At 71.8% G+C, this 23,876-nt stretch carries 18 protein-coding genes; 12 read left to right on the top strand and 6 right to left on the bottom strand.

What is annotated here, in order from left to right:
* Window positions 1-46 precede the first annotated feature (46 nt).
* Genes OKJ99_RS36955 through OKJ99_RS36945 form a run of 3 tightly spaced genes read left to right on the top strand, consistent with a single transcriptional unit; the run spans window position 47 to window position 5,369 of the window.
* On the top strand, window positions 47-1,525 hold the full coding sequence (locus OKJ99_RS36955; protein ID WP_326022733.1) for a 3' terminal RNA ribose 2'-O-methyltransferase Hen1: 1,479 nt from the start codon (window positions 47-49) through the stop codon (window positions 1,523-1,525).
* Window positions 1,522-4,080 carry a polynucleotide kinase-phosphatase gene (locus tag OKJ99_RS36950; RefSeq protein WP_326022731.1) on the top strand — a complete coding sequence of 853 codons (2,559 nt, stop codon included), beginning with the start codon at window positions 1,522-1,524 and terminating at the stop codon, window positions 4,078-4,080. Before OKJ99_RS36955 ends, OKJ99_RS36950 begins: the two co-directional genes overlap by 4 nt.
* A 56-nt stretch (window positions 4,081-4,136) precedes the next feature.
* Window positions 4,137-5,369, top strand: a complete 1,233-nt coding sequence (locus OKJ99_RS36945) for an arginine deiminase (RefSeq protein WP_326022729.1) — start codon at window positions 4,137-4,139, stop codon at window positions 5,367-5,369.
* A gap of 7 nt (window positions 5,370-5,376) precedes the next feature.
* Here the strand turns inward: OKJ99_RS36945 and OKJ99_RS36940 are convergent, their stop codons facing one another.
* A complete protein-coding gene (locus tag OKJ99_RS36940; protein ID WP_326022727.1) occupies window positions 5,377-6,009 on the bottom strand; it encodes a TetR/AcrR family transcriptional regulator in 633 nt (210 codons plus the stop codon).
* A 94-nt stretch (window positions 6,010-6,103) separates the two neighbouring features.
* On the opposite strand from OKJ99_RS36940, the gene OKJ99_RS36935 reads away from it, so the two are divergent.
* The 4 genes from OKJ99_RS36935 to OKJ99_RS36920 all read left to right on the top strand — a co-directional run bounded on the left by OKJ99_RS36935 (window position 6,104) and on the right by OKJ99_RS36920 (window position 11,801).
* Complete coding sequence (locus OKJ99_RS36935) at window positions 6,104-7,558, top strand: APC family permease (protein ID WP_326022725.1); 1,455 nt, start codon at window positions 6,104-6,106, stop codon at window positions 7,556-7,558.
* A gap of 25 nt (window positions 7,559-7,583) precedes the next feature.
* Window positions 7,584-9,188, top strand: a complete 1,605-nt coding sequence (locus OKJ99_RS36930; RefSeq protein WP_407700838.1) for an amidohydrolase — start codon at window positions 7,584-7,586, stop codon at window positions 9,186-9,188.
* A gap of 78 nt (window positions 9,189-9,266) precedes the next feature.
* Complete coding sequence (gene argF, locus OKJ99_RS36925; protein WP_326022721.1) at window positions 9,267-10,259, top strand: ornithine carbamoyltransferase; 993 nt, start codon at window positions 9,267-9,269, stop codon at window positions 10,257-10,259.
* 126 nt (window positions 10,260-10,385) lie between these two features.
* On the top strand, window positions 10,386-11,801 hold the full coding sequence (locus tag OKJ99_RS36920; RefSeq protein WP_326022719.1) for an amino acid permease: 1,416 nt from the start codon (window positions 10,386-10,388) through the stop codon (window positions 11,799-11,801).
* A gap of 11 nt (window positions 11,802-11,812) precedes the next feature.
* On the opposite strand, the gene OKJ99_RS36915 is transcribed toward OKJ99_RS36920, so the two are convergent.
* Window positions 11,813-12,271, bottom strand: coding sequence for an ATP-binding protein (locus OKJ99_RS36915; RefSeq protein WP_326022717.1), 459 nt, complete (start codon window positions 12,269-12,271; stop codon window positions 11,813-11,815).
* Window positions 12,272-12,516: 245 nt separating this feature from the next.
* Here OKJ99_RS36915 and OKJ99_RS36910 point away from each other — a divergent pair, with 245 nt between their 5' ends.
* Window positions 12,517-13,347 (top strand): enoyl-CoA hydratase family protein, encoded by an 831-nt coding sequence (locus OKJ99_RS36910; RefSeq protein ID WP_326022715.1) that lies wholly within the window; start codon window positions 12,517-12,519, stop codon window positions 13,345-13,347.
* A gap of 7 nt (window positions 13,348-13,354) precedes the next feature.
* Window positions 13,355-15,643: a bifunctional salicylyl-CoA 5-hydroxylase/oxidoreductase gene (locus OKJ99_RS36905; protein WP_326022713.1), complete on the top strand. Its 2,289-nt coding sequence runs from the start codon at window positions 13,355-13,357 to the stop codon at window positions 15,641-15,643.
* A 66-nt stretch (window positions 15,644-15,709) separates the two neighbouring features.
* On the opposite strand, the gene OKJ99_RS36900 is transcribed toward OKJ99_RS36905, so the two are convergent.
* Together OKJ99_RS36900 and OKJ99_RS36895 are read right to left on the bottom strand one after the other, a co-directional pair.
* The gene (locus tag OKJ99_RS36900; protein ID WP_326022712.1) at window positions 15,710-16,537 is read right to left on the bottom strand and encodes a PaaX family transcriptional regulator; all 828 of its coding nucleotides are present in this window, start codon (window positions 16,535-16,537) and stop codon (window positions 15,710-15,712) included.
* A 4-nt stretch (window positions 16,538-16,541) separates the two neighbouring features.
* Window positions 16,542-18,182, bottom strand: coding sequence for an AMP-binding protein (locus tag OKJ99_RS36895; protein WP_326022710.1), 1,641 nt, complete (start codon window positions 18,180-18,182; stop codon window positions 16,542-16,544).
* Window positions 18,183-18,332: 150 nt separating this feature from the next.
* On the opposite strand from OKJ99_RS36895, the gene OKJ99_RS36890 reads away from it, so the two are divergent.
* Genes OKJ99_RS36890 through OKJ99_RS36880 form a run of 3 tightly spaced genes read left to right on the top strand, consistent with a single transcriptional unit; the run spans window position 18,333 to window position 20,764 of the window.
* Complete coding sequence (locus tag OKJ99_RS36890) at window positions 18,333-19,472, top strand: acyl-CoA dehydrogenase family protein (RefSeq protein WP_326022709.1); 1,140 nt, start codon at window positions 18,333-18,335, stop codon at window positions 19,470-19,472.
* Window positions 19,469-19,885, top strand: a complete 417-nt coding sequence (locus tag OKJ99_RS36885; RefSeq protein ID WP_326022707.1) for a RidA family protein — start codon at window positions 19,469-19,471, stop codon at window positions 19,883-19,885. The genes OKJ99_RS36890 and OKJ99_RS36885 overlap by 4 nt, the downstream gene beginning before the upstream one ends.
* A 27-nt stretch (window positions 19,886-19,912) precedes the next feature.
* Window positions 19,913-20,764 (top strand): alpha/beta fold hydrolase, encoded by an 852-nt coding sequence (locus OKJ99_RS36880; RefSeq protein WP_326022705.1) that lies wholly within the window; start codon window positions 19,913-19,915, stop codon window positions 20,762-20,764.
* A 67-nt stretch (window positions 20,765-20,831) separates the two neighbouring features.
* Here OKJ99_RS36880 and OKJ99_RS36875 read toward each other — a convergent pair whose 3' ends face one another.
* Window positions 20,832-22,286: an FG-GAP repeat domain-containing protein gene (locus OKJ99_RS36875; RefSeq protein ID WP_326022704.1), complete on the bottom strand. Its 1,455-nt coding sequence runs from the start codon at window positions 22,284-22,286 to the stop codon at window positions 20,832-20,834.
* A 57-nt stretch (window positions 22,287-22,343) separates the two neighbouring features.
* A complete protein-coding gene (locus tag OKJ99_RS36870; RefSeq protein ID WP_326022702.1) occupies window positions 22,344-23,873 on the bottom strand; it encodes a UDP-N-acetylglucosamine 1-carboxyvinyltransferase in 1,530 nt (509 codons plus the stop codon).
* Between the last annotated feature and the right edge of the window lie 3 nt (window positions 23,874-23,876).

Here is a 23,876-nt window from a genome sequence, read left to right as displayed (position 1 = left end):
GAAAACCCATGGTGGGGAGCGCGCGGCGGGAGCCATACTCGGCCGTGTGTTTCTGACGATCTCGACCACAGGCAATGCCGCGAATCCGGCCACCGACCTGGGCTTTCTGCTGCACAAGCATCCAGCGAACGCGCAGGTCTTCAGCACGGCGCACGGCACCGCGCACGTCCTCTACCCCGAGGCGGGCGACGAGCGGTGCACGGCCGCGCTGCTGCTGGAAGTGGACCCCGTGGCGCTGGCCAGGCGGGGCAGGGGCAAGGGGCGGGGCGGCGCGCCCGACGCGGCGCTCGCGCAGTACGTCAATGACCGGCCCTATGCCGCGTCGTCGCTGCTGGCCGTCGCGTTGAGCAACGTCTTCTCCAGCGCGCTGCGCGGCGTGTGCAAGGCCCGTCCGGAGCGCGTGGAGCAGGCGCTGCCGCTGCGCATCGAGGTGCCCGCGCTGCCGGCGCGTGGTGGGGCCGACCTCGTACGGAAGCTGTTCGAGCCGCTCGGGTGGGCGGTCGAGGCGACGGCCGTCCCGCTGGACGAGCAGTTCCCCGAGTGGGGCGATTCGCGCTATGTGCGGCTCGTCCTGGAGGGCGAGTTGCGGCTCGCGCACGCGCTGCGTCACCTGTACGTGCTGCTGCCGGTGCTCGACGACGCCAAGCACTACTGGGTCTCGGCCGACGAGGTCGACAAGCTGCTGCGCGCGGGGGACGGCTGGCTGGCCGGGCACCCCGAGCAGAAGCTGATCGTCGGCCGGTATCTGGCGCGGCGCTGGTCGCTGACCCGGCAGGCCATGGACCGCCTTGAGCTGGCCCGGCTCGCGGACGCCGACGACACGGACGTCGACGAGATCGACAACGCCGTGGACGAGGAGAGCGACACCGTCGAGCGCCCTGTGCCGCTGGCGGTGCGGCGCCGGGAGGCGATCCTCGCCGCGCTCCGGGAGTCCGGAGCCGCCCGGGTGCTCGATCTGGGCTGTGGGCAGGGCCAGTTGGTGGGCGAGCTGCTCAAGGACGTGCGGTTCACCGAGATCGTGGGTGTCGACGTGTCCGTGCGAGCGCTCACTGTGGCCTCCCGCCGGCTCAAGCTGGACCGGATGAGCGAGCGACAGGCCGCGCGCGTACGGCTCGTGCAGGGCTCGCTCGCGTACACCGACAAGCGGCTCAAGGCGTACGACGCCGCGGTGCTCAGCGAGGTCATCGAGCACCTCGATCTGCCGCGGCTGCCCGCGCTCGAGTACGCGGTGTTCGGTTCGGCGCGGCCCCGTACGGTCGTCGTGACCACGCCGAACGTCGAGTACAACGTCCGCTGGGAGTCCCTGCCCGCCGGGCATGTGCGGCACGGTGACCACCGGTTCGAGTGGACGCGGGCCGAGTTCCGTGACTGGGCGGAGCGGGTCGCGGCGCGGCACGGGTACGGGGTGCGGTACGTGCCGGTGGGGCCGGACGATCCCGAGGTGGGGCCGCCGACGCAGATGGCGGTGTTCACGGTGACCGAGGCGACGATGGAGAACGAGAACGAGAAGGGGGCGAAGGCATGACCACCACCGACACCGCAGGGCGCGTGCTGCCCGTCACCGATCTCGCCCTCGTCGTGCTGGTCGGCGCGTCCGGCTCGGGCAAGTCCACGTTCGCGCGCGCCCACTTCAAGCCGACCGAGGTGATCTCCAGCGACTTCTGCCGCGGCCTCGTGGCCGACGACGAGAACGACCAGAGTGCCAGCCGCGACGCCTTCGACGTGCTGGACTACATCGCGGGCAAGCGGCTCGCGGCCGGGCGGCTGACCGTCGTCGACGCGACCAACGTCCAGCAGGAGTCCCGTCGCCGGCTCGTGGAGCTTGCGCGGAAGCACGACGTGCTGCCCATCGCCATCGTGCTCGACGTGCCGGAGGACGTGTGCGCCGCGCGGAACGCCGGGCGCACCGACCGCGCCGACATGCCGCGCCGCGTCATCACCCGGCACACCCGTGAACTGCGGCGTTCCCTCAAGCACCTGGAGCGCGAGGGCTTTCGCAAGGTGCACGTCCTGCGCGGCGCCGAGGAGGTCGAGGGTGCCGGCGTCGTGCGTGAGAAGCGGTTCAACGATCTGACGCATCTCACCGGACCGTTCGACATCGTCGGTGACATCCACGGATGCGCCAGCGAACTCGAGGCGCTGCTCGGCAAGTTGGGCTACGTGGGCGGGGAGCACCCCGAGGGTCGGACCGCCGTCTTCGTCGGTGACCTGGTGGACCGCGGCCCCGACACACCAGGCGTGCTGCGCCGCGTGATGGGCATGGTGGAGGCCGGTACGGCGCTGTGCGTACCCGGCAACCACGAGAACAAGCTGGGCCGTTGGATGAAGGGGCGCGACGTGCGGCACACGCACGGCCTCGCCGAGACGGTCGAGCAGCTGGGCAGGGAGAGCGAGGAGTTCCGCGCGGAGGTGCGCACGTTCGTGGAGGGCCTGGTCAGCCACTACGTCCTCGACGGCGGGAAGCTCGTCGTGTGTCACGCCGGGCTGCCCGAGAAGTACCACGGCCGCACGTCGGGTCGGGTCCGCTCGCACGCGCTGTACGGGGACACGACCGGTGAGACCGACGAGTTCGGGCTGCCGGTGCGCTACCCGTGGGCGGAGGAGTACCGCGGCACGGCGGCCGTGGTCTACGGCCACACCCCGGTGCCGACCGCCACGTGGCTCAACAACACCATCTGCCTCGACACCGGCGCCGTGTTCGGCGGGAAGCTCACCGCGCTGCGCTGGCCGGAGCGCGAGCTGGTCGACGTACCGGCCGAGCGGGTCTGGTACGAGCCGGCCAGGCCGCTGGCCACCGAGGCGCCGGGCGGGCACGAGGGGCGGCCGCTGGACCTCGCCGATGTGCGGGGCCGGCGGGTCGTGGAGACCCGGCACAGTGGGCGCGTCACCGTGCGCGAGGAGAACGCGGCGGCGGCCCTGGAGGTCATGAGCCGGTTCGCGGTCGACCCGCGGTTGGTGCCGTATCTGCCGCCCACGATGGCGCCGACCGCGACGTCGTCGGAGGAGGGCTACCTGGAGCACCCGGCGGAGGCGTTCGCGCAGTACGCCGCCGATGGTGTGGAGCGGGTCGTGTGCGAGGAGAAGCACATGGGTTCGCGGGCCGTGGTGCTGGTGTGCCGGGACGCGGAGGCGGCGCGGGAGCGGTTCGGGGTCGGCGAGGAGGGCGGTGCGGTGGTCACCGGGTCGGTCTACACGCGCACCGGGCGGCCGTTCTTCGACAACGCGGCGACCACCGAGGCGGTTCTCGGACGGGTGCGGGACGCCGTCACCGCCGCCGGTCTCTGGGAGGAGCTCGACACCGACTGGGTGCTGTTCGACACCGAGTTGATGCCGTGGTCGCTCAAGGCGTCCGGGCTTCTGCGCGCGCAGTACGCGGCGGTGGGCGCGGCGTCCGGCGCCGTGTTCCCGGGCGTGCTCGGGGCGCTGGAGGCGGCGGCCGGGCGGGGCGTCGACCTGGGTGATCTGCTGGAGCGTCAGCGGGGGCGGGCGGCCGACGCCGCCGCGTTCACGGACGCGTACCGCCGATACTGCTGGAGCACGGACGGCCTCGACGGGGTGCGGCTCGCGCCGTTCCAGATCCTGGCCGCCCGTGGGCGTTCACTCGCCGGGCTGCCGCACGACGAGCAGCTCGCGCTGATCGACCGGGTCGTCGCGCACGACACGACCGGGCTGCTGCGGACGACGCGGCGGCTGTACGTCGACACGGGTGACGCCGTGTCGGTGCGGGCCGGGGTCGACTGGTGGCTGGAGATGACCGGGCGGGGCGGCGAGGGCATGGTCGTCAAGCCGGTCGGGGCGTTGGTGCGGGACGCGAAGGGGCGGCTCGTGCAGCCGGGGGTGAAGTGCCGTGGGCGTGAGTACCTCCGGATCATTTACGGGCCGGAGTACACGCGGCCGGAGAATCTGGCGGAGCTTCGGCGGCGGTTTCTCGGGCACAAGCGGTCGTTGGCGATTCGTGAGTACGGGTTGGGCCTGGAGGCCCTGGATCGGCTTGTGGAGGGGGAGCCGTTGTGGCGGGTGCATGAGGTGGTGTTCGCGGTGTTGGCGCTCGAGTCGGAGCCGGTCGATCCTCGGCTCTGACGTGATGGTGCGGAGCCCCCGGGCGCAACCGTGGTGTGGCGGGTAAGGATGGTCGTATGGGATTTCACGTCGACTCCGAGGCCGGTCGTTTGCGGCGAGTGATTCTGCACAGGCCCGATCTGGAGCTGAAGCGGCTCACGCCGAGCAATAAGGACCAGTTGCTCTTCGACGACGTGCTGTGGGTGCGCCGGGCCCGGCAGGAGCACGACGGGTTCGCCGACGTGCTGCGCGACCGGGGCGTCAGCGTGCACCTCTTCGGGGACCTGCTCACCGAGGCGCTCGACGTCGACGCCGCCCGCGGCCTCGTCCTGGACCGGGTCTTCGACGAGAAGGAGTACGGGCCGCTGGCCACCGGCCCGCTGCGGGCCGCCTTCGAGACGATGCCGGCGCAGGAGCTCGCCGAGGCGCTCATCGGCGGCATGACGAAGCGCGAGTTCCTGGCGGCGCACCCGGAGCCGACCTCCGTGCGCTTCCACGTGATGGAGCTCGACGACTTCCTGCTCGGCCCGCTGCCCAACCACCTGTTCACCCGCGACACCTCGGCCTGGATCTACGACGGGGTGTCCATCAACGCGATGCGCTGGCCGGCCCGGCAGCGCGAGACCGTCCACTTCGAGGCGATCTATCGGCATCATCCGTTGTTCCGTGACGCCGGCTTCAACGTGTGGTCGGAGGGGCAGGCCGACTATCCGTCGACCATCGAGGGCGGCGACGTCCTCGTCATCGGGCAGGGCGCCGTCCTCATCGGGATGAGCGAGCGGACCACGCCGCAGGCCGTGGAGATGCTCGCGCACAAGCTGTTCGCGGCGGGCTCCGCGCGCACCATCGTCGCCCTCGACATGCCGAAACGGAGGGCCTTCATGCACCTCGACACGGTCATGACGATGGTCGACGGCGATACGTTCACGCAGTACGCGGGGCTCGGCATGCTGCGCTCGTACACCATCGAACCGGGCACGTCCGGCGCGGAGTTGAAGGTCACCGACCATCCGCCCGAGCACATGCACCGGGCGATCGCCGCCGCGCTCGGGCTCCCCGAGATCCGGGTGCTGACCGCGACGCAGGACGTGCACGCCGCCGAACGCGAGCAGTGGGACGACGGCTGCAATGTGCTCGCCGTCGAGCCGGGCGTCGTCGTCGCGTACGAGCGGAACGCCACGACGAACACGTTCCTGCGCAAGCAGGGGGTCGAGGTCATCGAGATCCCGGGGAGCGAGCTGGGGCGTGGCCGGGGCGGGCCGCGGTGCATGAGCTGCCCGGTCGAGAGGGACCCCGTCAACCCGCTTTAAACTCGCTTTAATTCACGGCGAGTTCCGCCCGTTGTGCCACGAGGCCGCGGATCAGTGCGTCCAGCCCCGTCTCGAACGCCTCGTCCGCCCGCCGTGCCTTTTCGCGGGAACAGGCGAGCGCCGCCGCGAGCACCGGGACCTCGCCCGCGTGCTCGGCGGTGTCGATCATCAGCGGTGGCGCGGCGAGGTCCAGGGCCGAGCCGAGCAGGAAGGACTCCACGCTGGTCAGCACGGCCACGAGCCGTTCGCGCGGCCAGCCGCCCCGGGCCAGGGCGTCGACCACCGTCTCGTACATGGTCAGGGTGGCCGCCGAGCTGATGGTCGTGGTGGCGAGCAGCGCGATGGTGTTCGGGTGCCGGGCGAAGGCGTCGCGGTACGAACGGGCCCACGCGGCAAGCCCCTTGGGCCACGGCAGTTCGGCGAAGGCCGAGGTGTCCATCTCGGCCACGACGAGGCGCCGCACGCCTTCGACGACCGCCGCCCTGCCGTCGAGGTGGTTGTAGAGCGACGAGGGCCGTACCCCGAGGCGCGCGGCCAGGCGGGGCAGGCTGAACGCGTCGGCACCCTCGCCGTCGATGAGCGCGAGCGCCTCCCGCGCGATGCGGTCCGCATTCAGGAGCGCCGTGCGCGGTCTGCCCATGTCCCGTCCCCACCTTGTGAGATGCCGCCCTCTTCCCAGAGGGGCTCGGGCCAGCGTACGGTCCTGCCGACCCGGCAAACGAAAGGCATTCGTTTTGACGTCGTCCATCGAGACCGAAGAGGCCGCCCCCACTCTGGAGAAGGGCGCCATCGGCACCGGCGACCTGGTCTTCTTCGTCGTGGCCGCCGCGGCGCCGCTGACCGTCATGGCGGGCGTCGCCCCGCTGGCCATCGGGATGGCGGGCCAGGGCGCGCCGCTCGGCTACCTCGTCTCCGGTCTGCTCCTGATCGTCTTCGCCGCGGGCTTCACCGCGATGAGCCGCTACGTACGCAACGCCGGCGCCTTCTACGCGTACATCGGCAGGGGCCTCGGCCGCCCCGCCGGTGTGGGTTCCGCGTACGTCGCGCTGCTCGCGTACAACGCGATCGAGGTCGGACTCCTCGCCGCCTTCGGCTGGTTCACCGAGTCGGGGTTCCAGGACCTGACCGGCGTACTGATCCCCTGGTGGGCCTGGGCGCTCGCCGGGCTCGTCGCCATCGGCGTGCTCGGCTACCTCAAAGTCACGCTCAGCGCCAAGGTGTTGGGCGTCGCGCTCGTCCTCGAAGTGCTCGTCCTGCTGGTGTTCGAGGCGGGGGTGTTCGCGCACGGCGGCGGTCCGCACGGCCCGGAGTTCGCCGTCCTGTCGCCCGCCCACCTCGCGAACGGCGGCGTCGGCGGCATGTTCGTCCTCGCCATCGGCGCGTTCGTCGGCTTCGAGGCGACCGCGATCTACGCCGAGGAGGCCCGCGAGCCGGAGCGTACGGTGCCGCGCGCCACCTACATCGCCGTCGCGTTCCTCGCGCTCTTCTACACCTTCACCGTCTGGATGATCATCAACGCGTACGGGGCCGAGGACGCCCAGCGGGTCGCGAACGGGGACGGCGGCGCCGACATGGTGTTCACCGCCACCGAGCGGTTCGCCGGGGCCTGGGCCGCCGACGCCATGCATCTGCTGATCATCACCAGCGCCTTCGCCGCCACACTCGCCTTCCACAACGGCGCCACCCGCTACTTCTACGCCCTCGGCCGCGAGGGCCTGCTGCCGCGGCGCCTCGGCCGGGTCACCGCCCGCACCGGTTCGCCCGCCGTCGCGGTCGTCGTGCAGTCGGCGATCGCCCTGCTCACGGTCGTCGTGACGCTGATCGTGGGAGTGGACCCGTACAGCGTCACGTTCCTGTGGACCAACGGCACCGGCATCCTCGGCGTGATGCTGATGCAGGCCTGCGCCGCGCTCGCGGTGTACGGGTTCTTCCGCCGCGACCGGCGCGGGCTGCCCGCGTGGCGGGTGGTGCTCGCGCCGCTCCTCTCCTTCGCCGGACTCGCGGTGCTCATCGGGTTGGCGTGCGCCAACCTCGACCTGCTCACCGGCGCGACACCGGGCGTCAACGCGGTGCTGCTCGCCCCGCTGCCGGTGCTGTTCGCTCTCGGTGTCGCGGTTTCGCTGCGCGTGCGACACCGCGACCCGGCCAGGTACGCCCGGCTCACCACCACCGACGCCGAACGCGTCTGACCACCGCATCGAAAGGACCATGTACGTGCTGGTACTCCGCGGGACCGTCCGCACCGGAAGTGAGGCGTACGGCGATGTCACCGCCGTCGCCGTGCGGGGCGGCCGGATCGTCGCTCTGGGGGCGGCGGCCGAGGCGCTGGCCGCCACCGCCGACGAGGTGCTCGACCTCGGCGAAGGCGGACTGCTCATGCCCTCCTTCGGAGACGGCCACGCCCACCCCCTCTTCGGCGGCCTGGAGCACTTCGGCCCGCAGATCAAGGGGTTGGGCTCCGTAGCGGAGATCGTCGCCGAGGTCGGGCGGTGGGCCGAAGCGCATCCCGAAGAGGAGTGGATCGTCGGCGCCAGCTACGACCCGGCGCTCGTCCCCGACGGCGAGTTCGACGCCCGGCTGCTTGACGCCGCCGTCCCGGACCGGCCGGTCGTGCTGCGGGCGTACGACTACCACACGGTGTGGTGCAACACCGAGGCGCTGCGCCGCGCCGGGGTGGACGCCACGACGCAGGAGCCGCGCCTGGGCTGGATCGTGCGCCGCCCCGACGGCACCCCGATGGGCACCCTGCGCGAGTGGCACGCCTGCGACCTGGTGCTCGACCGGGTGCCTGGCCGCCCCGTGGACGAGCTGGTCGACGCGATCGGCGTGGCCGGGGACGCGTACGCGCGGGCGGGCCTGACGTGGGTTCAGGACGCGTGGGTGGAGCCGGAGATGGTCGACGCCTACCTGGAGGCGGCCCGCCGCGGTGCCCTCCGCTTCCGCGTCAACCTCGCCCAGCGCGCCGACCCGGACCGCTGGCGCGAGCAGCGGTCCGAGTTCGAAGCAGCCCGGCACCGCGTCGAGGCCGAGGGCGGCGAACTGCTCACGGCCCGCACCGTGAAGTTCTTCGGCGACGGCGTCATCGAGGGCGGCACCGCCGCGCTCCTGGAGCCGTACGACGACGCCCCGCACAGCTGCGGGATGCCGGTGTGGGAGCCGTCGGCCCTGACCGAGGCGGTGCGGGCGTTCGACGCGGACGGCTTCCAGATCCACATCCACGCCATCGGCGACGCCGGAGTGCGGGCCGCGCTCGACGCGATCGAATCGGCGGCAGCGGCCAACGAGGCGTGGGACCGGCGTCCCGTGATCACGCACGTCCAGCTCGTCGACCCCGCCGATCTGCCGCGCTTCGCCGAACTCGGCGTGATCGCCAACTTCGAGCCGCTGTGGGCGCAGCCCGACCCGCTTCAGACCGTGCTGTCCGTACCGCGCATCGGCGACAAGCGCACGGCGTTGCAGTACCCGATGGGCGAGCTGCGGAGCGGGGGAGCGCGGCTCTCGTTCGGCAGCGACTGGCCGGTGAGCTCGTACGAGCCGCTGGAGGGGATCCAGGTCGCGGTGACCCGGCGGACCTTCGACGGTGACCCGGAGGGCGGCTGGCTGCCCCATCAGCGGCTGACGGTCGAGGAGGCGCTGGACGCGTACACGGCGGGTTCGGCGCACCAGGCGTTCGCCGACGAGCGCGCCGCGCTCGTGCCCGGGGCGCCCGCGGACCTGGTGTGGCTGTCGGCTGACCCGCGGGCCACGGAGCCCATGCTGCTGCGGGAGATCCGGGTGCGGGGCACGTGGCTGGCGGGGGAGCGCACGTTCCAGGGATAATCATGAATAGAAATGTGGAACATCGTATAGACTTCCACTGTCCCGACCCCGTCCCCGAGTCACGCGCAGGAGCCCCGAATGAACCTCACCGGCCGCCACTTCCTCAAGGAGCTGGATTTCACCGCCGAGGAGTTCCGAGGCCTGGTCGACCTGGCCGCTGAGCTGAAGGCGGCCAAGAAGGCGGGGACCGAGACGCAGCACCTCAAGGGTAAGAACGTGGCGCTGATCTTCGAGAAGGCGTCCACGCGTACGCGCTGCTCCTTCGAGGTCGCGGCCGCCGACCAGGGCGCGTCGACGACGTACATCGACCCGGCCGGTTCGCACATCGGCAAGAAGGAGTCGAGCAAGGACACCGCTCGCGTGCTCGGCCGGATGTTCGATGCCATCGAGTTCCGGGGTGACGAGCAGTCCATCGTCGAGACGCTCGCCGAGTACGGCGGCGTGCCGGTCTACAACGGCCTGACCGACGACTGGCACCCCACGCAGATGCTCGCCGACGTGCTCACGATGACCGAGCACAGCGCCAAGCCGCTCACCGAGATGTCCTTCGCCTACCTCGGCGACGCCCGGTTCAACATGGGCAACTCGTACCTCGTCACCGGCGCCCTGCTCGGCATGGACGTCCGCATCGTCGCGCCGAAGGCCTACTGGCCGGCCGAGGACGTCGTCGCCAAGGCCCGTGAGCTGGCCGCCACCAGTGGCGCGCGCATCACGCTCACCGAGGCCGTCGACGAGGGCGTCGCCGGCGCCGACTTCGTGGTCACCGACGTGTGGGTGTCGATGGGCGAGCCGGAGGAGATCTGGGACGAGCGGATCAAGTCGCTCGCGCCGTACGCGGTGACGATGGACGTACTGCGCGCGACGGGGAACGCGGACGTGAAGTTCCTGCACTGCCTCCCCGCCTTCCACGACCTGGGCACCAAGGTCGGCCGCGAGATCCACGCCAAGTACGGTCTGGAGTCCCTGGAGGTCACCGACGAGGTCTTCGAGTCGGAGCACTCCGTCGTCTTCGACGAGGCCGAGAACCGGATGCACACGATCAAGGCGGTCATGGTCGCCACGCTCGGCTGACCACGCCAATCCCGCTGAACCACCCATAACTGTTCAAACTGGTGGGGCCGGAACACCCTCTCCGGCCCCACCGGCATGCGGCATACCCCGCCGCGCTCCCGCACCACCAGAAAAGAGCACCACCCCATGTCGCCGACCCCGTCCGGCCTGCGCATCAAGTCGCCCGAGTCCCTCATCGCCGAATCGGGGGCCGACCTCGAAGGCCACGGCCTCAAGCGCACCATGGGGCTCTTCCAGCTCGTGTGCTTCGGCGTCGGTGCGATCGTCGGCACCGGCATCTTCGTCGGCCTGTCCGACACGGTCGCCGAGGCCGGCCCCGCCGTCATCCTCTCGTTCATCCTCGCGGCGATCACCTGCATCTTCACGGCGTTCTCCTTCGCCGAGCTGGGCGGCGCGATCCCGGTCTCCGGATCCTCGTACTCCTTCGCCTACGCGACCCTCGGCGAGCGCGTCGCGTTCCTCGTGGGCTGGTGTCTGCTCCTGGAGTACGGCGTCTCGGTGTCGGCCGTGGCCGTCGGCTGGAGCCAGTATCTGAACGAGCTGCTCGACAGCGTCTTCGGCCGGCAGCTGCCCGAGGCCCTGTCCGCGGGGCCCGCCGACGGCGGCGTGATCAACCTGCCCGCCGTGGTGGTGATACTGATGGCCGCCACGCTGCTGGTGCGCGGGATCAGGGAGAGCGCGGGGGCGACCGCCGCGATGGCCGTGCTCAAGATCGGCATCCTGATCGTGTTCTGCGCGATCGCGTACTCCGCCTTCGAGGCCGGCAACCTGACCCCGTTCCTGAAGGACGGCATGGCCGGTGTCACCTCCGGCGCCTCGCTCGCCTTCTTCTCGTACATCGGCTTCGACGCGGTCACCACGGCCGGTGAAGAGGTCAAGAACCCGCGGCGCAACATCCCGCTCGCGATCCTGATCTGCATCGGCATCGTCACGCTGCTCTACGTCGCCGTGGCCGTCGCCGCCATCGGCGCGCTCGGCGCGGACGCCGTCGGGAACAAGCCGGCGGCGCTCTCCCTCGTCGTCGACCAGGTCACCGGGTCGAGTGTCGGCGGCGGCGTCATCGCCTTCGGCGCGGTCGTCGCCATCGCCTCGGTCGTGCTCGCGGTGATGTACGGGCAGACCCGGATCCTGATGTCGATGTCCCGCGACGGGCTGATCCCGCGGGTCTTCGAGCGGGTCTCCCCGAAGACGCACACGCCGGTCGCCAATACCTGGATCGTCGCGAGCGTCTTCGCGATCCCGGCCGCGTTCTCCTCGCTCGACGCCGTCGTCAACCTGACCACCATCGGCACGCTCGCCACCATGGTCGCCGTGAACATCGCGGTGATCGCGCTGCGCCGCTCGCACCCCGGCCTGAAGCGCTCGTTCCGGGTGCCGCTGTACCCGGTCAGCCCGATCCTGGGCGTCGGCTTCTGCCTCTACCTGATCTGGGGCACGGGCTGGACGACATGGGTCCAGTTCGCGGTGTTCCTCGTCGTGGGCGCGCTCGTGTACGCGCTGTACGGCCGCCGCAACTCGCGGCTCGGCGCGGGCGAAGGCTGAGCCGACAGGACCTACGCCTCGGACGCCGGGCGCTGCGGCGGCACCGTAGAGGGAAGCGTGAACCACACCGCCTTGCCGGAATCGGTGGGGCGGTGCCCGCACGACGAGCTGAGCGTGCGGATGAGGAGCAGGCCGCGGCCGTGCTCCTGCCAGGGGTCGGGCGGCCCGTCGTCCTCGGGATTGGTGAGGTCGGTGGGCGGCGCCGGGTCCGTGTCGTGCACCTCGACCTGACAGCCGGAGTCGAGCAGCTCCACGACCAGCTCGATCGGTGTGTCCCCCGTCGTGTGCTCCACCGCGTTCGCCACCAGCTCCGCCGTCAGCAGCTCCGCCGTGTCCGCGTCCGCGGCCGGTGAGTCGATCTCGGACAGCGCGGTCCGCACGAGGGCGCGCGCGACCGGCACGGCCGCGACCGTGTGCGGCAGTGCGATGCGCCACGACGTGGGCGTGGGGGGACCGGAGAAGGGAGTCACGGCGGAATCCTGGGGGCGGGCTCGGAGGAACGGGCTCAAGGGGGACTGTCCTGCGTTCAACCTTATGAATGGTACGGCGTGGGGCGAAAGAGGCTCCGGTCGGTGCAGGTCGGGACGTCCGACCCTTTCCGCCCTTTGGCCACACTCTGGCTTATCGCGCACTCGTGACGGCGGTCACGATGCGGTGATACGGTCAACGGGTCTTGCCCCTCCTCGGCACGCCCGCTACCAGCCGGAGGCATCGCATGAGTCCCTTCACCGGCTCCACCCCCCGTACCGACTCCTGGCAGCACCTGACGTACGTCGTGGACGAGAGCGGCGTCGCCACCGTCACGCTCGCCCGCCCCGAGAAACTCAACGCGCTCACCTTCGGCGCCTACGCCGACCTGCGCGACCTCCTCGCCGAGCTGTCCCGGACCAAGTCCGTGCGCGCCCTCGTCCTCACCGGCGAGGGCCGCGGCTTCTGCTCCGGCGGCGACGTCGACGAGATCATCGGCGCCACGCTCTCCATGGACACCGCGCAGATCCTCGACTTCAACCGGATGACCGGGCAGGTCGTACGGGCCGTGCGCGAGGCCCCGTTCCCCGTGATCGCCGCCGTGCACGGGGTCGCGGCCGGGGCGGGCGCGGTCCTGGCGCTCGCCGCCGACTTCCGCGTCGCCGACCCGAGCGCCCGCTTCGCGTTCCTGTTCACGAAGGTCGGCCTGTCCGGCGGCGACATGGGCGCGGCCTATCTGCTGCCCCGCGTCGTCGGCCTCGGCCACGCCACCCGCCTCCTGATGCTCGGCGAGGCGGTCCGCGCGCCCGAGGCCGAGCGCATCGGCCTGATCAGCGAGCTGACCGACGAGGGCGGGGCCGACGAGGCCGCGCTCGCCCTCGGCCGGCGCCTCGCCGAGGGGCCCGCCCTCGCGTACGCACAGACGAAGGCGCTGCTTACGGCCGAGCTGGACATGCCGCTGGCCGGGGCCATCGAGATGGACGCGGCCACGCAGGCGCTGCTCATGCACGGCGAGGACTACGCCGAGTTCCACGCCGCGTTCACGGACAAGCGCTCGCCGAAGTGGCAGGGGAGGTGACCGGCGGATGACCGTACGCGCCCGGCGCATCGCCGTCATCGGAGGCGGCCCCGGCGGCCTGTACGCCGCCGCCCTCCTCAAGCGCCTCGACCCGGACCGGGAGATCACGGTCTGGGAGCGGAACGCCCCGAACGACACCTTCGGCTTCGGCGTCGTCCTGTCCGACGAGACCCTCGGCGGCATCGAGCACGCCGACCCGGTGGTCTACCGGGCGCTCCAGGACGAGTTCGTGCGCTGGGACGACATCGACATCGTGCACCAAGGCCGCCGCCACACCTCGACGGGACACGGATTCGCGGCGCTCGGCCGCCGCCGCCTCCTGGAGATCCTGCACAGCCGCTGCCGCGAACTCGGCGTGGACCTGCGCTTCCAGGCGGAGGCGCCGCCGATCGACGAGCTCCGCGAGGCGTACGACCTGGTCATCGCCGCCGACGGCGTGCACAGCAAGACCCGCGAGGCGTACGCCGACGCGTTCGGACCGCACATCGAGGAGCACCGCAACCGCTACATCTGGCTCGCCGCCGACTTCGCGTTCGACGCCTTCCGCTTCGACATCGCCGAGACCGAGCACGGCGTGATGCAGCTGCACGGCTACCCGTTCAGCGAGGGTGGCTCCACGGTCATCGTCGAGATGCGCGAAGAGGTGTGGCAGGCGGCCGGCTTCGACCGCATGGACGTACGGGAGTCGATCGAGGCCTGCGCCAAGATCTTCACGGACGCCCTCGGCGACCGCACCCTGAAGACCAACAACTCTTCATGGCTGACCTTCCGCACCGTCGTCAACGACCGCTGGTCGCACGGCAATTGCGTGCTCATCGGCGACGCCGCGCACACCGCGCACTTCTCCATCGGCTCCGGTACGAAGCTCGCCGTCGAGGACGCGCTCGCGCTCGCCGCGTGCCTGACCGAGCAGCCCACGACCGACGCGGCGCTGACCGCGTACGAGGAGGAGCGCAGGCCCGTCGTGGCGTCGACGCAGCGGGCGGCGCGGGCCAGCCTCCAGTGGTTCGAGGAGCTGGGCCGCTATCTCGACCAGCCGCCGCGCCAGTTCGCGTTCAACCTGCTCACGCGCTCGCGCCGGGTGACACACGAGAACCTGCGGCTGCGCGACGCGGGCTTCACGGAGGCGGTGGAGCGGGAGTTCGGCTGCCCCGAGGGCACGCCGCCGATGTTCACGCCGTTCCGGCTCGGCGGCCTGGAGCTGAGGAACCGGGTCGTCGTCTCGCCGATGGACATGTACTCGGCGGTGGACGGGGTGCCGGGCGACTTCCACCTCGTGCACCTGGGGGCGCGGGCCCTCGGCGGCGCCGGACTCGTCATGACGGAAATGGTGTGCGTGAGCCCCGAGGGCCGCATCACGCCCGGCTGCGCGGGCCTCTACACACCGGAACAGGCGGCGTCCTGGCGCAGGATCGTGGACTTCGTCCACACGCGGGCGCCCGGCACGGCGATCGGTGTGCAGCTCGGCCACTCGGGCCGCAAGGGTTCCACGCGCCTGATGTGGGAGGGCATGGACGAACCGCTCCCGGAGCGGGACGACAACTGGCCGCTGGTCGCGGCGTCCGCGCTCCGCTACCGCCCGGACAGCCAGCTGCCGCGCGAGCTGCCGACGGCCGAACTCGCCGACGTACGCGAGCAGTTCACGTCGGCGGCACGGAACGCGGCGCGCTCGGGCTTCGACCTCCTCGAACTCCACTGCGCGCACGGCTACTTGCTGTCCGGCTTCCTCTCCCCGCTGACGAACCGGCGCACGGACGCGTACGGCGGCTCGCTGGAGGGTCGGCTGCGGTTCCCGCTGGAGGTCTTCGACGCCGTACGCGAGGTGTGGCCCGACGACCGGCCCATGACGGTGCGGATCTCCGCCACGGACTGGGCGGAGGGCGGCACCAGCGCGGAGGAGGCCGTCGCGATCGCCCGTGCCTTCGCCGCGCACGGCGCCGACGCGATCGACGTGTCCACGGGGCAGGTGGTCTCGGACGAGCGGCCCGCGTTCGGCCGCTCCTACCAGGTGCCGTACGCGGACCGGATCCGCGCGGAGGCCGGTGTCCCGGTCGTCGCGGTCGGCGCGATCTCCTCGTGGGACGACGTCAACTCCCTTGTCCTGGCGGGCCGTACGGACCTCTGCGCCCTGGCCCGCCCGCACCTGTACGACCCGAACTGGACGCTCCACGCGGCGGCGGAACAGGGGTACGCGGGGCCGGGAGTGACGTGGCCCCAGCAGTACGGGGCAGGCAGCAGGCGCCCCCAGACGGGCCGCCTGGACGCCCCGAAACCACGGCTGATGCTGCCGGGGTGAGCATTTAAAGCCCCTGCGGCGATTGAGCAGCGGGGTCCGGGGCGGAGCCCCGTGGCGTGGCGGGACTCACCCGTCGGCACACGTCTCCGGATCGCCCGCGAATCGCGCCCCCGCCTTTCGGAGCCGCAGATCCAGCGACCGGAACACCCCCGCCGCCCGCACCCCCGGCCACCCCTCCGGCAGGAGTTCCGGTGGCAGGCCGGGGTCCGCGTACGGGAGGTGGCGCCAGGAGTCGAGGGCCAGGAGGTAGTCGCGGTAGGCCTCGCGTGGCGGGGTGCCCTCGCGGGCCTCCCACGCCCGCAGCACCGGCTCGTGCTCGTCGAGGAACGCCTCGTGGAGCTTGGCGAGGGCGGAGAGGTCCCACCAGCCGGCCACGGCGTCGGCCGTCGCCGCGAAGCCCAGGTGCTCGCCGCGGAACAGCTCCACGTACCCGGAGCAGCCGATGCGCTCCAGTGTGTGCCGGGTCTCCTCGTAGACGGCGAGGGGCGCGAGCCATACGCCGGGCGCCGCCGTGCCGAAGCCGAGGCCGGTGAGCGTGGAGCGCAGCACGTGCCGCTTGGCGCGCTCGGACTCCGGCACGGAGAACACGGCGAGCACCCAGCCGTCGGCGGGCGAACCGCTCCCGTAGATGCGGCGGTCGCCGTCGTCGAGGAGCTGGCGGGCGTCGTCGGAGAGGGCGTAGGCGGCGGCTCCGGCGGTGGTGCGGGCCGGGAGCAGCAGGCCGCGGCGCTTCAGGCGGGACACCGCCGAGCGGACGGACGGGGCGTCGACGCCGACCGCGCCGAGCAGCCGGATCAGCTCGGCGACCGGCAGCGGCCCCGGCAGACCGCGGCCGTAGGCGCCGTACAGGGTGACGATGAGGGAGCGGGGCGTATGCGTGGGCTGCTCGGGCACGTGATCACTCTACGGCTGAGGGCTCGCGGAGCCGGAACCGCTGGAGCTTTCCCGTGGCCGTGCGCGGCAGCGCGTCCAGGAACTCGATCGCGCGCGGGCACTTGTACGGGACCAGCTCGGCCTTCACGAACTCGCGCAGCCCCTCGGCGTCCTGCCGCGCCCCCGCCCGCAGCACCACATACGCGACGGCGACCTGACCACGTTCCTCGTCGGGCCGCCCGACGACAGCCGCCTCCGCCACGTCCGGGTGGCGCAGCAGCGCGTCCTCCACCTCCGGGCCCGCGATGTTGTACCCGGCGGAAATGATCATGTCGTCGGCGCGGGCCACGTACCGGAAGTAGCCGTCGGCCTCGCGGACGTACGTGTCCCCGGTGACGTTCCAGCCGTGCCGTACGTACACGGTCTGCCGCTCGTCGGCGAGGTAGCGGCAGCCGACGGGGCCGCGCACGGCGAGCAACCCAGGCTCTCCGTCCGGGAGTTGGCGCCCCTCGGTGTCGACGATCCGCGCCTCCCAGCCGGGCACGGGAACGCCCGTGGTGCCGGGCCGGATCGCGTCGTCCGCCGCCGAGATGAAGATGTGGAGCAGTTCCGTCGCGCCGATCCCGTTGATGATGCGGAGCCCGGTCGCCTCCTGCCAGGCCTGCCAGGTCGCGGCGGGCAGATTCTCGCCCGCGGACACGCAGCGGCGCAGCGAGGAGATGTCGTACGAGGGGACCTCGGCAAGCAGAGCAAGCATCGCCCGGTACGCGGTCGGCGCGGTGAACACCACCGACACCCGGTGCTCGGCGATCGCGGGCAACAGCTTCTGCGGGCCCGCCTGTTCGAGCAGCAGCGCCGAAGCACCCGCCCGCAGTGGGAAGATCACAAGCCCGCCGAGCCCGAACGTGAAGCCCAGCGGCGGGCTCCCCGCGAACACGTCGTCGGGACCGGCCTTCAGTACGTGCCGCGCGAAGGTGTCCGCGACCGCGAGCACGTCCCGGTGGAAGTGCATGCACCCCTTGGGGCGCCCGGTGGTCCCCGAGGTGAAGGCGATCAGTGCGACGTCGTCGGCGGCCGTCGGCACGGCCTTGTACGACGCCGGTTTCCCGGCCGCACGGTGCAGCAGGTCGTCGGGTCCGTCGCCGCCGAACGTGGTGACGCGCAGCCCCGGCACCTCGGCCTTCGCCAGGTCGTCGACCGAGCGGATGTCGCACAGGGCGTGCCCCACCTGCGCGATCCCGCACACGGTGGCCAGCTCGCTCGTCCGCGCCTGCGCGAGGACGGTCACGGCGACGGCCCCCGCCTTCATCACGGCGAGCCAGCAGGCAGCGAGATGCCGGGTGGTGGGGCCGCGCAGCAGCACCCGGTTGCCGGGGACGACGCCCAGGTCGTCGGTGAGCACGTGCGCGATCCGGTCGACCGTCGCCTTCAACTCGCCGTAGGACCAAGGGGGTTGGCCAGGGGAGTGGAAGGCCGGGCGGTCCGCGCCGTGCCGTTCCATCGTGGCGTCGAGGAGTTCGGCCCCGCAGTTGAGCCGCTGCGGGTAGCGCAGCTCGGGCAGGTCGAAGGTGAGTCCCGGCCACAGCTCGGCGGGCGGCAGATGGTCGCGCGCGAAGGTGTCGACGTGCCCAGAAGGAAGCAGTGGGCTGAGCGGATGGTGGGTCATGGCCTGGCGCCCCCTCGTGGTGAGTGGCTCGCATGCCGTCGCCGGGTGAGGCGGCGCGCATCGAGCGTATCGTGATGGTGACGACAGTCAACGGGGCGCGATACGGTTCCTGGGTGTGACCGGTAGGCAGTCGTGAGAGGAGCACCACGTATGGGGACATTCTCGCTCGAACCGGAGCAGCTCGCGTGGTGTGGCGAGCTACGGGCCCTCGCGGCCGACCGCCTCGCCCCACTCGCCGAGAAGGGCGAACCGGGTCGCGTCAACCGCCCCCTCGTCGCCGAACTCGGCCAACTCGGGCTCCTTGAGCGCCTGTTCACCTCGGGCGCGCTCGATCTGTGTCTGCTGCGCGAGTCCCTGGCCCGCGTCAGCACGGAGGCCGAGACGGCGCTCGCGCTGCAAGGGCTCGGGGCGTACCCGATCCACGCGTACGGCGGCGCCGCGGTGCGCGAGCGGTGGGTGCCGGAGGTGGGCGCCGGCCGGGCCGTGGCGGCGTTCGCGCTGAGCGAGCCGGGGGCGGGCTCGGACGCGGCGGCGCTGTCCCTGGAAGCCAGGCCCGACGACGGCGACGGCGGCGGCTGGCGGCTCACCGGCGAGAAGTGCTGGATCTCGAACGCACCCGAGGCCGACGTCTACACCGTCTTCGCCCGCACCACCCAGGGCGCGGGCGCGCGCGGCGTGACGGCCTTCGCGGTCCCCGCCGACCGCCCGGGGCTGACCGGCGAGCACCTCGACATGATCTCCCCGCACCCCATCGGAACCCTCGCCTTCGACGGCGTCCCGGTCACCCGCGACGACCTGCTCGGCGAGGTCGACGCCGGGTTCCGCGTCGCGATGGGCACGCTGAACCTGTTCCGGCCCAGCGTCGGCGCCTTCGCCGTAGGCATGGCGCAGGCCGCCCTCGACGCGACGCTCACGCACACCTCGGAGCGGGAGGCGTTCGGCGCGCCCCTGAAGGAGCTCCAGACCGTCGCCCACCAGGTCGCCGACATGTCGGTACGGGTCGAGTCCGCGCGCCTCATGGTCTACGCGGCGGCGTCCGCGTACGACGAGGGTGCCCCGGACGTACCGCGCCGCGCCGCCGCCGCGAAGCTCATCGCCACGGAGGCGGCCCAGCAAGTCGTCGACGCCGCCGTGCAGTTGCACGGAGCGCGGGCGCTGCGCCGCGGTCACGTGCTTGAGCACCTGTACCGCGAGGTCCGGGCGCCCCGCATCTACGAGGGCGCATCCGAGGTCCAACGCGCCATCATCGCCCGCGAGTTGTACAAGGAACACGACAAGGAGTCCTCGTGAGCAGCGGCAACAGCGGCGACCTGCAACGCGTCAACCCGCCCGAACTCTCCCCGCCCACCGGCTTCTCCCACGCCGTCGTCGCGACGGGCGGCCGCCTGGTGATGCTCGCGGGCCAGACGTCGTTGGACGCCGACGGCAAGGTCGTGGGCGCCACGCTCCCCGCACAGTTCACCCGCGCCCTGACGAACCTGCTCACCGCGCTGCGCGCGTCCGGCGGCACACCGGAGCACCTGGCGCGCGTCACGGTCTACGCCACGGACGTGGCGGACTACCGGGAGAACGCCCGCGAACTCGGCCGGATCTGGCGGGAGTTGGCGGGCCGCGACTACCCGGCGATGGCCGTGATCGGAGTGAGCCGCCTGTGGGACGAACAGGCCATGGTGGAACTCGACGGGATCGCCGTCCTGCCCTGAGCACGAACGAGGCCTAGGCTCGGCGGCATGACGCAGCAGACGGAACTCTCGGTGGACCTCTCCGTGGGCCCGATCGCGTACGAGGACACGGGAGGCGACGGCACGACCGTCGTCCTCCTCCACGGGCTCGCCCAGGACGGCACGGTGTGGCGGCACGTCGTCGACGAACTCGGCACGTCCGTGCGGTGCATCGTGCCCACCCTCCCGTACGGGAGCAACCATGTGCCCGTGCGGCCCGGCGCCAAGATCACCCCGCACTCCGTGGCGTTGCTCATCGGCGAGTTCGCCGACGCGCTCAAACTGGGCGACGACACGGTGTTCGTGGAGAACGACGCCGGGCGCCTCCAGCAGCTCGCCGCGGAGCGGCCCGACCGGGTGGGCCGCATGGTCATCGCGGGCTGCGAGGCCTTCGACAACTATCCGCCGGGCCCGGCGGGCAAGCTCCTGGAAGTGGCGGCCCGGGTCCCCGGCGGCATCACGATGCTCGTGCGCACGCTGTCCGTACGGCCCCTGCGACGCATGCCCGGCACGGGGTACGCGGTGATGTCGCAGCGACCGGTCCCGCACGAGCTCATCGACCGCTGGATCGAGCCGCTGCGCAAGGATCCGGCGGCGCGCAAGCTCCTCCTGCACTACCTCCGCTCCGGTGTGAAGACGGAGATGATGGAGGCGGCGGACGCGCTGCGCACCTATGACCGGCCCGCGCTGGTGGTGTGGGGCAAGCAGGACCGCATGATGCCCCTGGCCCACGGCCGGCGCCTCGCGGAACTGCTGCCGCAGGGGCGGCTGGTGGAGCTGGACGACTGCGGAACGTTGATTCCCTTGGACCAGCCAAGGGCCTTGGCGGCGGCGATCCGTGAGTTTGTTGCGGCGGATTAGAGCCCCTGCGGCGATCGAGCAGCGGGGTCCGGGGCGGAGCCCCGAGACCGCAACACCGTTGCCGCGATCAGGACGACGGCGAAGCGTACGGCCGCCGCTTCACCCACGCCGTCGCGTCGAACGCCGCCCGGTCCCGTCCCGACGTGCCTTCCGTGATCCACCAGTGCGTCGGGTTCTCTCCGTACATGGCGAACACGCTGTCCGCGCTCCAGGCAAGGACCAGCTCGTCCCGGCCGTCCCCGTCGAAGTCCGCGGCGGTGTACGGCAGGGCGTGCCGACGCGGGCCGCGGGCGGGCCCCTCGCGGTCGAGTTCCACGACCTCGTCGGTCCCGTTGAGCAGCGCCACGCCGTGCTCCGTGGCCACGAGGACGCCGTCGCGGCCGTCGCCGTCCGGGTCGGCCGCCGCGTACACCAGAGCGGCACGGAAGCCCTTTTGCCCGGGGCGCGGCAGCTCCCGGCGGACCGGGGCACCGCCGTCGCCCGGGTACATCGTCATCGCGTGGTCGACCTCCGGCTCCTCGGTCCCGGCGCCCGGTTCGTCGTTGCGGCTGCCGTTGTCGCCGACGACCACGTCGCGGCGCCCGTCGCCGTCGAAATCGCCGAAGGCATGGGCGCTGCCGGCGACGAGTTCGCGGCCCTTGCCGGTGGCGGGCGCGGTGTAGAGCATGTTGTGGGCCTGCTCCCCGTCGTCGCCCTCGCGCATGAGGAGCGCGGTGACGTGCGGCTTGTCGCCGGTCGGGTCGATGTCGTCGGCGTACAGCATGCCGCCGGACGCGGGCAGCGTCCCGGTCCGTGCGGGCGCCCCGGTGGACCGGTCGAACGGCCCGTACAGCAGCCATGCCTTGGTGCCCGACTGCTCAAGACCGGCCAGGTCGTGGTGTCCGTCCCCGTCGAAGTCGCCGCGCACCACACCGTCGAATCCCAGCGCGGCGGCCGGGGGCGGGAGCCGTAGCTTCGTCGGTTTCCGCCCGGACCTGCCGGGCCCGTGCGCCGAACCCCAGATCACGTACGAGGCGGTGGGCTTGGAGATGAGCTTCCCGTCGTCCACGTCCTCCTGGCCCAGGACCGGCACGGTGAGATCGGGGAACCCGTCCCCGTCGAGGTCCGCGACGGCCACCCGCGGAGTGTCGACGGCCTCGGGGCGGTCGACGCCGCTGGGGGACTTCGCGGCGGGCAGCCCCAGATCGCTGCGCCCCCACACCGACCGGGTCACCGGGTCGAGCCCGTGCGCCGACCCGTACACGACGAGGATCCGCTCGTCGGCGGGCTCCCACTGCGGCTCCCCGCCGGGCGCCTCCACCGGGAGCAGCAGGTCCCGGTACCCGTCCCCGTTGAGGTCGTCCGGGTCCTTGGAGCCCTTTCCCGCGGCGGGGGAGCGGCTCGCGGCCGGCGCCCCGAAGGACGCCGAACCGCCGCCCGGCGAGGGCGACTTGGTGTCAGGACCGCCCTTCCCGCTGCCGCATGCGGTGAGCAGAACCAGGGCGGCGCACGCGGCGATGGTGGCGCGGGAGGAACGCTTCATGCGCACACCCTCACACCCCGCCCGCCCCAAGGGCAGGCGGGAGTTGAACGCGAGGGCTCAGATGTCCCGGAACGTCTCGATCTGCGCGCCGACGGAGTTGAGCCGCTCCGCCAGGTCCTCGTAGCCGCGGTTGATCACGTACACGTTGCGCAGCACCGACGTGCCCTCGGCCGCCATCATCGCCAGCAGCACGACCACGGCGGGACGGAGCGCCGGCGGGCACATCATCTCGGCGGCGCGCCAGCGGGTCGGGCCCTCGACCAACACCCGGTGCGGGTCGAGGAGTTGGAGGCGCCCGCCCAGCCGGTTCAGGTCGGTCAGGTAGATCGCCCGGTTGTCGTAGACCCAGTCGTGGATGAGGGTCTTGCCCTGGGCCGACGCCGCGATCGCCGCGAAGAACGGCACGTTGTCGATGTTCAGGCCGGGGAACGGCATCGGGTGGATCTTGTCGATGGGGGCTTCGAGCTTCGACGGGCGGACCGTGAGGTCGATCAGCCGCGTGCGCCCGTTGTCGGCGGGGTACTCCGCCGAGCGGTCGTGGTCGAGGCCCATCTCCTCCAGGACCGCCAGCTCGATCTCCAGGAACTCGACCGGCACGCGCTTGACCGTGAGTTCGGACTGCGTGACGACGGCGGCGGTCAGCAGGCTCATCGCCTCGACCGGGTCCTCGGACGGCGAGTAGTCGACGTCGACGTCGATGTGCGGCACGCCGTGCACGGTGAGCGTCGTCGTGCCGACGCCCTCGACCTCGACGCCCAGCGCCTCAAGGAAGAAGCACAGGTCCTGGACCATGTAATTGGAGGAGGCGTTGCGGATGATCGTCGTGCCGTCGGCGCGGGCCGCGGCAAGCAGCGCGTTCTCCGTCACGGTGTCGCCGCGCTCGGTCAGCACGATGGGGCGGTCCGGAGCGACGTCCGGGTGCACCTCCGCGTGGTAGAGGCCCTCGGTCGCGGTGATGTCGAGGCCGAAGCGGCGCAGCGCGATCATGTGCGGCTCGATCGTGCGGGTGCCGAGGTCGCAGCCGCCCGCGTAGGGCAGCTTGAAGCGGTCCATGCGGTGCAGCAGCGGGCCGAGGAACATGATGATCGACCGGGTGCGGCGCGCGGCGTCCGCGTCGATGGCGTTCATGTCGAGCTCGGCGGGCGGCACGATCTCGAGGTCCGCGCCGTCGTTGATCCAGCGGGCGCGCACGCCGATCGAGCCGAGTACCTCCAGAAGGCGGTACACCTCCTCGATGCGGGCGACCCGGCGCAGCACGGTGCGGCCCTTGTTGAGCAGCGAGGCGCACAGCAGCGCCACACACGCGTTCTTGCTCGTCTTCACTTCGATCGAACCCGACAGCCGACGTCCGCCGACCACGCGCAGATGCATCGGTCCCGCGTACCCGAGGGAGACGATTTCACTGTCGAGGGCTTCGCCAATTCGAGCGATCATCTCAAGGCTGATGTTTTGGTTCCCGCGCTCGATGCGGTTGACGGCGCTCTGGCTGGTGTTGAGCGCCTCCGCGAGCTGCGACTGCGTCCAGCCCCGGTGCTGGCGGGCGTCGCGGATGAGCTTGCCGATGCGTTCGAGGTAGTCGTCTGCCATGGC

The organism is Streptomyces endophyticus, assembly GCF_035798155.1.
Classification (GTDB): domain Bacteria; phylum Actinomycetota; class Actinomycetes; order Streptomycetales; family Streptomycetaceae; genus Streptomyces; species Streptomyces endophyticus.
The sequence above is the reverse complement of the archived record's forward strand: the minus strand, read 5'-3'. Positions and strand labels throughout refer to the sequence as shown.

Excerpts from the sequence above, each read along its gene's own strand:
- OKJ99_RS36950 (WP_326022731.1), top strand. The coding sequence starts at position 1,522 with ATGACCACCACCGACACCGCAGGGCGCGTGCTGCCCGTCACCGATCTC.
- OKJ99_RS36945 (WP_326022729.1), top strand. The coding sequence starts at position 4,137 with ATGGGATTTCACGTCGACTCCGAGGCCGGTCGTTTGCGGCGAGTGATT.
- OKJ99_RS36940 (WP_326022727.1), bottom strand. The coding sequence starts at position 6,009 with ATGGGCAGACCGCGCACGGCGCTCCTGAATGCGGACCGCATCGCGCGG.
- argF (WP_326022721.1), top strand. The coding sequence starts at position 9,267 with ATGAACCTCACCGGCCGCCACTTCCTCAAGGAGCTGGATTTCACCGCC.
- OKJ99_RS36920 (WP_326022719.1), top strand. The coding sequence starts at position 10,386 with ATGTCGCCGACCCCGTCCGGCCTGCGCATCAAGTCGCCCGAGTCCCTC.
- OKJ99_RS36910 (WP_326022715.1), top strand. The coding sequence starts at position 12,517 with ATGAGTCCCTTCACCGGCTCCACCCCCCGTACCGACTCCTGGCAGCAC.
- OKJ99_RS36905 (WP_326022713.1), top strand. The coding sequence starts at position 13,355 with ATGACCGTACGCGCCCGGCGCATCGCCGTCATCGGAGGCGGCCCCGGC.
- OKJ99_RS36895 (WP_326022710.1), bottom strand. The coding sequence starts at position 18,182 with ATGACCCACCATCCGCTCAGCCCACTGCTTCCTTCTGGGCACGTCGAC.
- OKJ99_RS36890 (WP_326022709.1), top strand. The coding sequence starts at position 18,333 with ATGGGGACATTCTCGCTCGAACCGGAGCAGCTCGCGTGGTGTGGCGAG.
- OKJ99_RS36880 (WP_326022705.1), top strand. The coding sequence starts at position 19,913 with ATGACGCAGCAGACGGAACTCTCGGTGGACCTCTCCGTGGGCCCGATC.
- OKJ99_RS36875 (WP_326022704.1), bottom strand. The coding sequence starts at position 22,286 with ATGAAGCGTTCCTCCCGCGCCACCATCGCCGCGTGCGCCGCCCTGGTT.
- OKJ99_RS36870 (WP_326022702.1), bottom strand. The coding sequence starts at position 23,873 with ATGGCAGACGACTACCTCGAACGCATCGGCAAGCTCATCCGCGACGCC.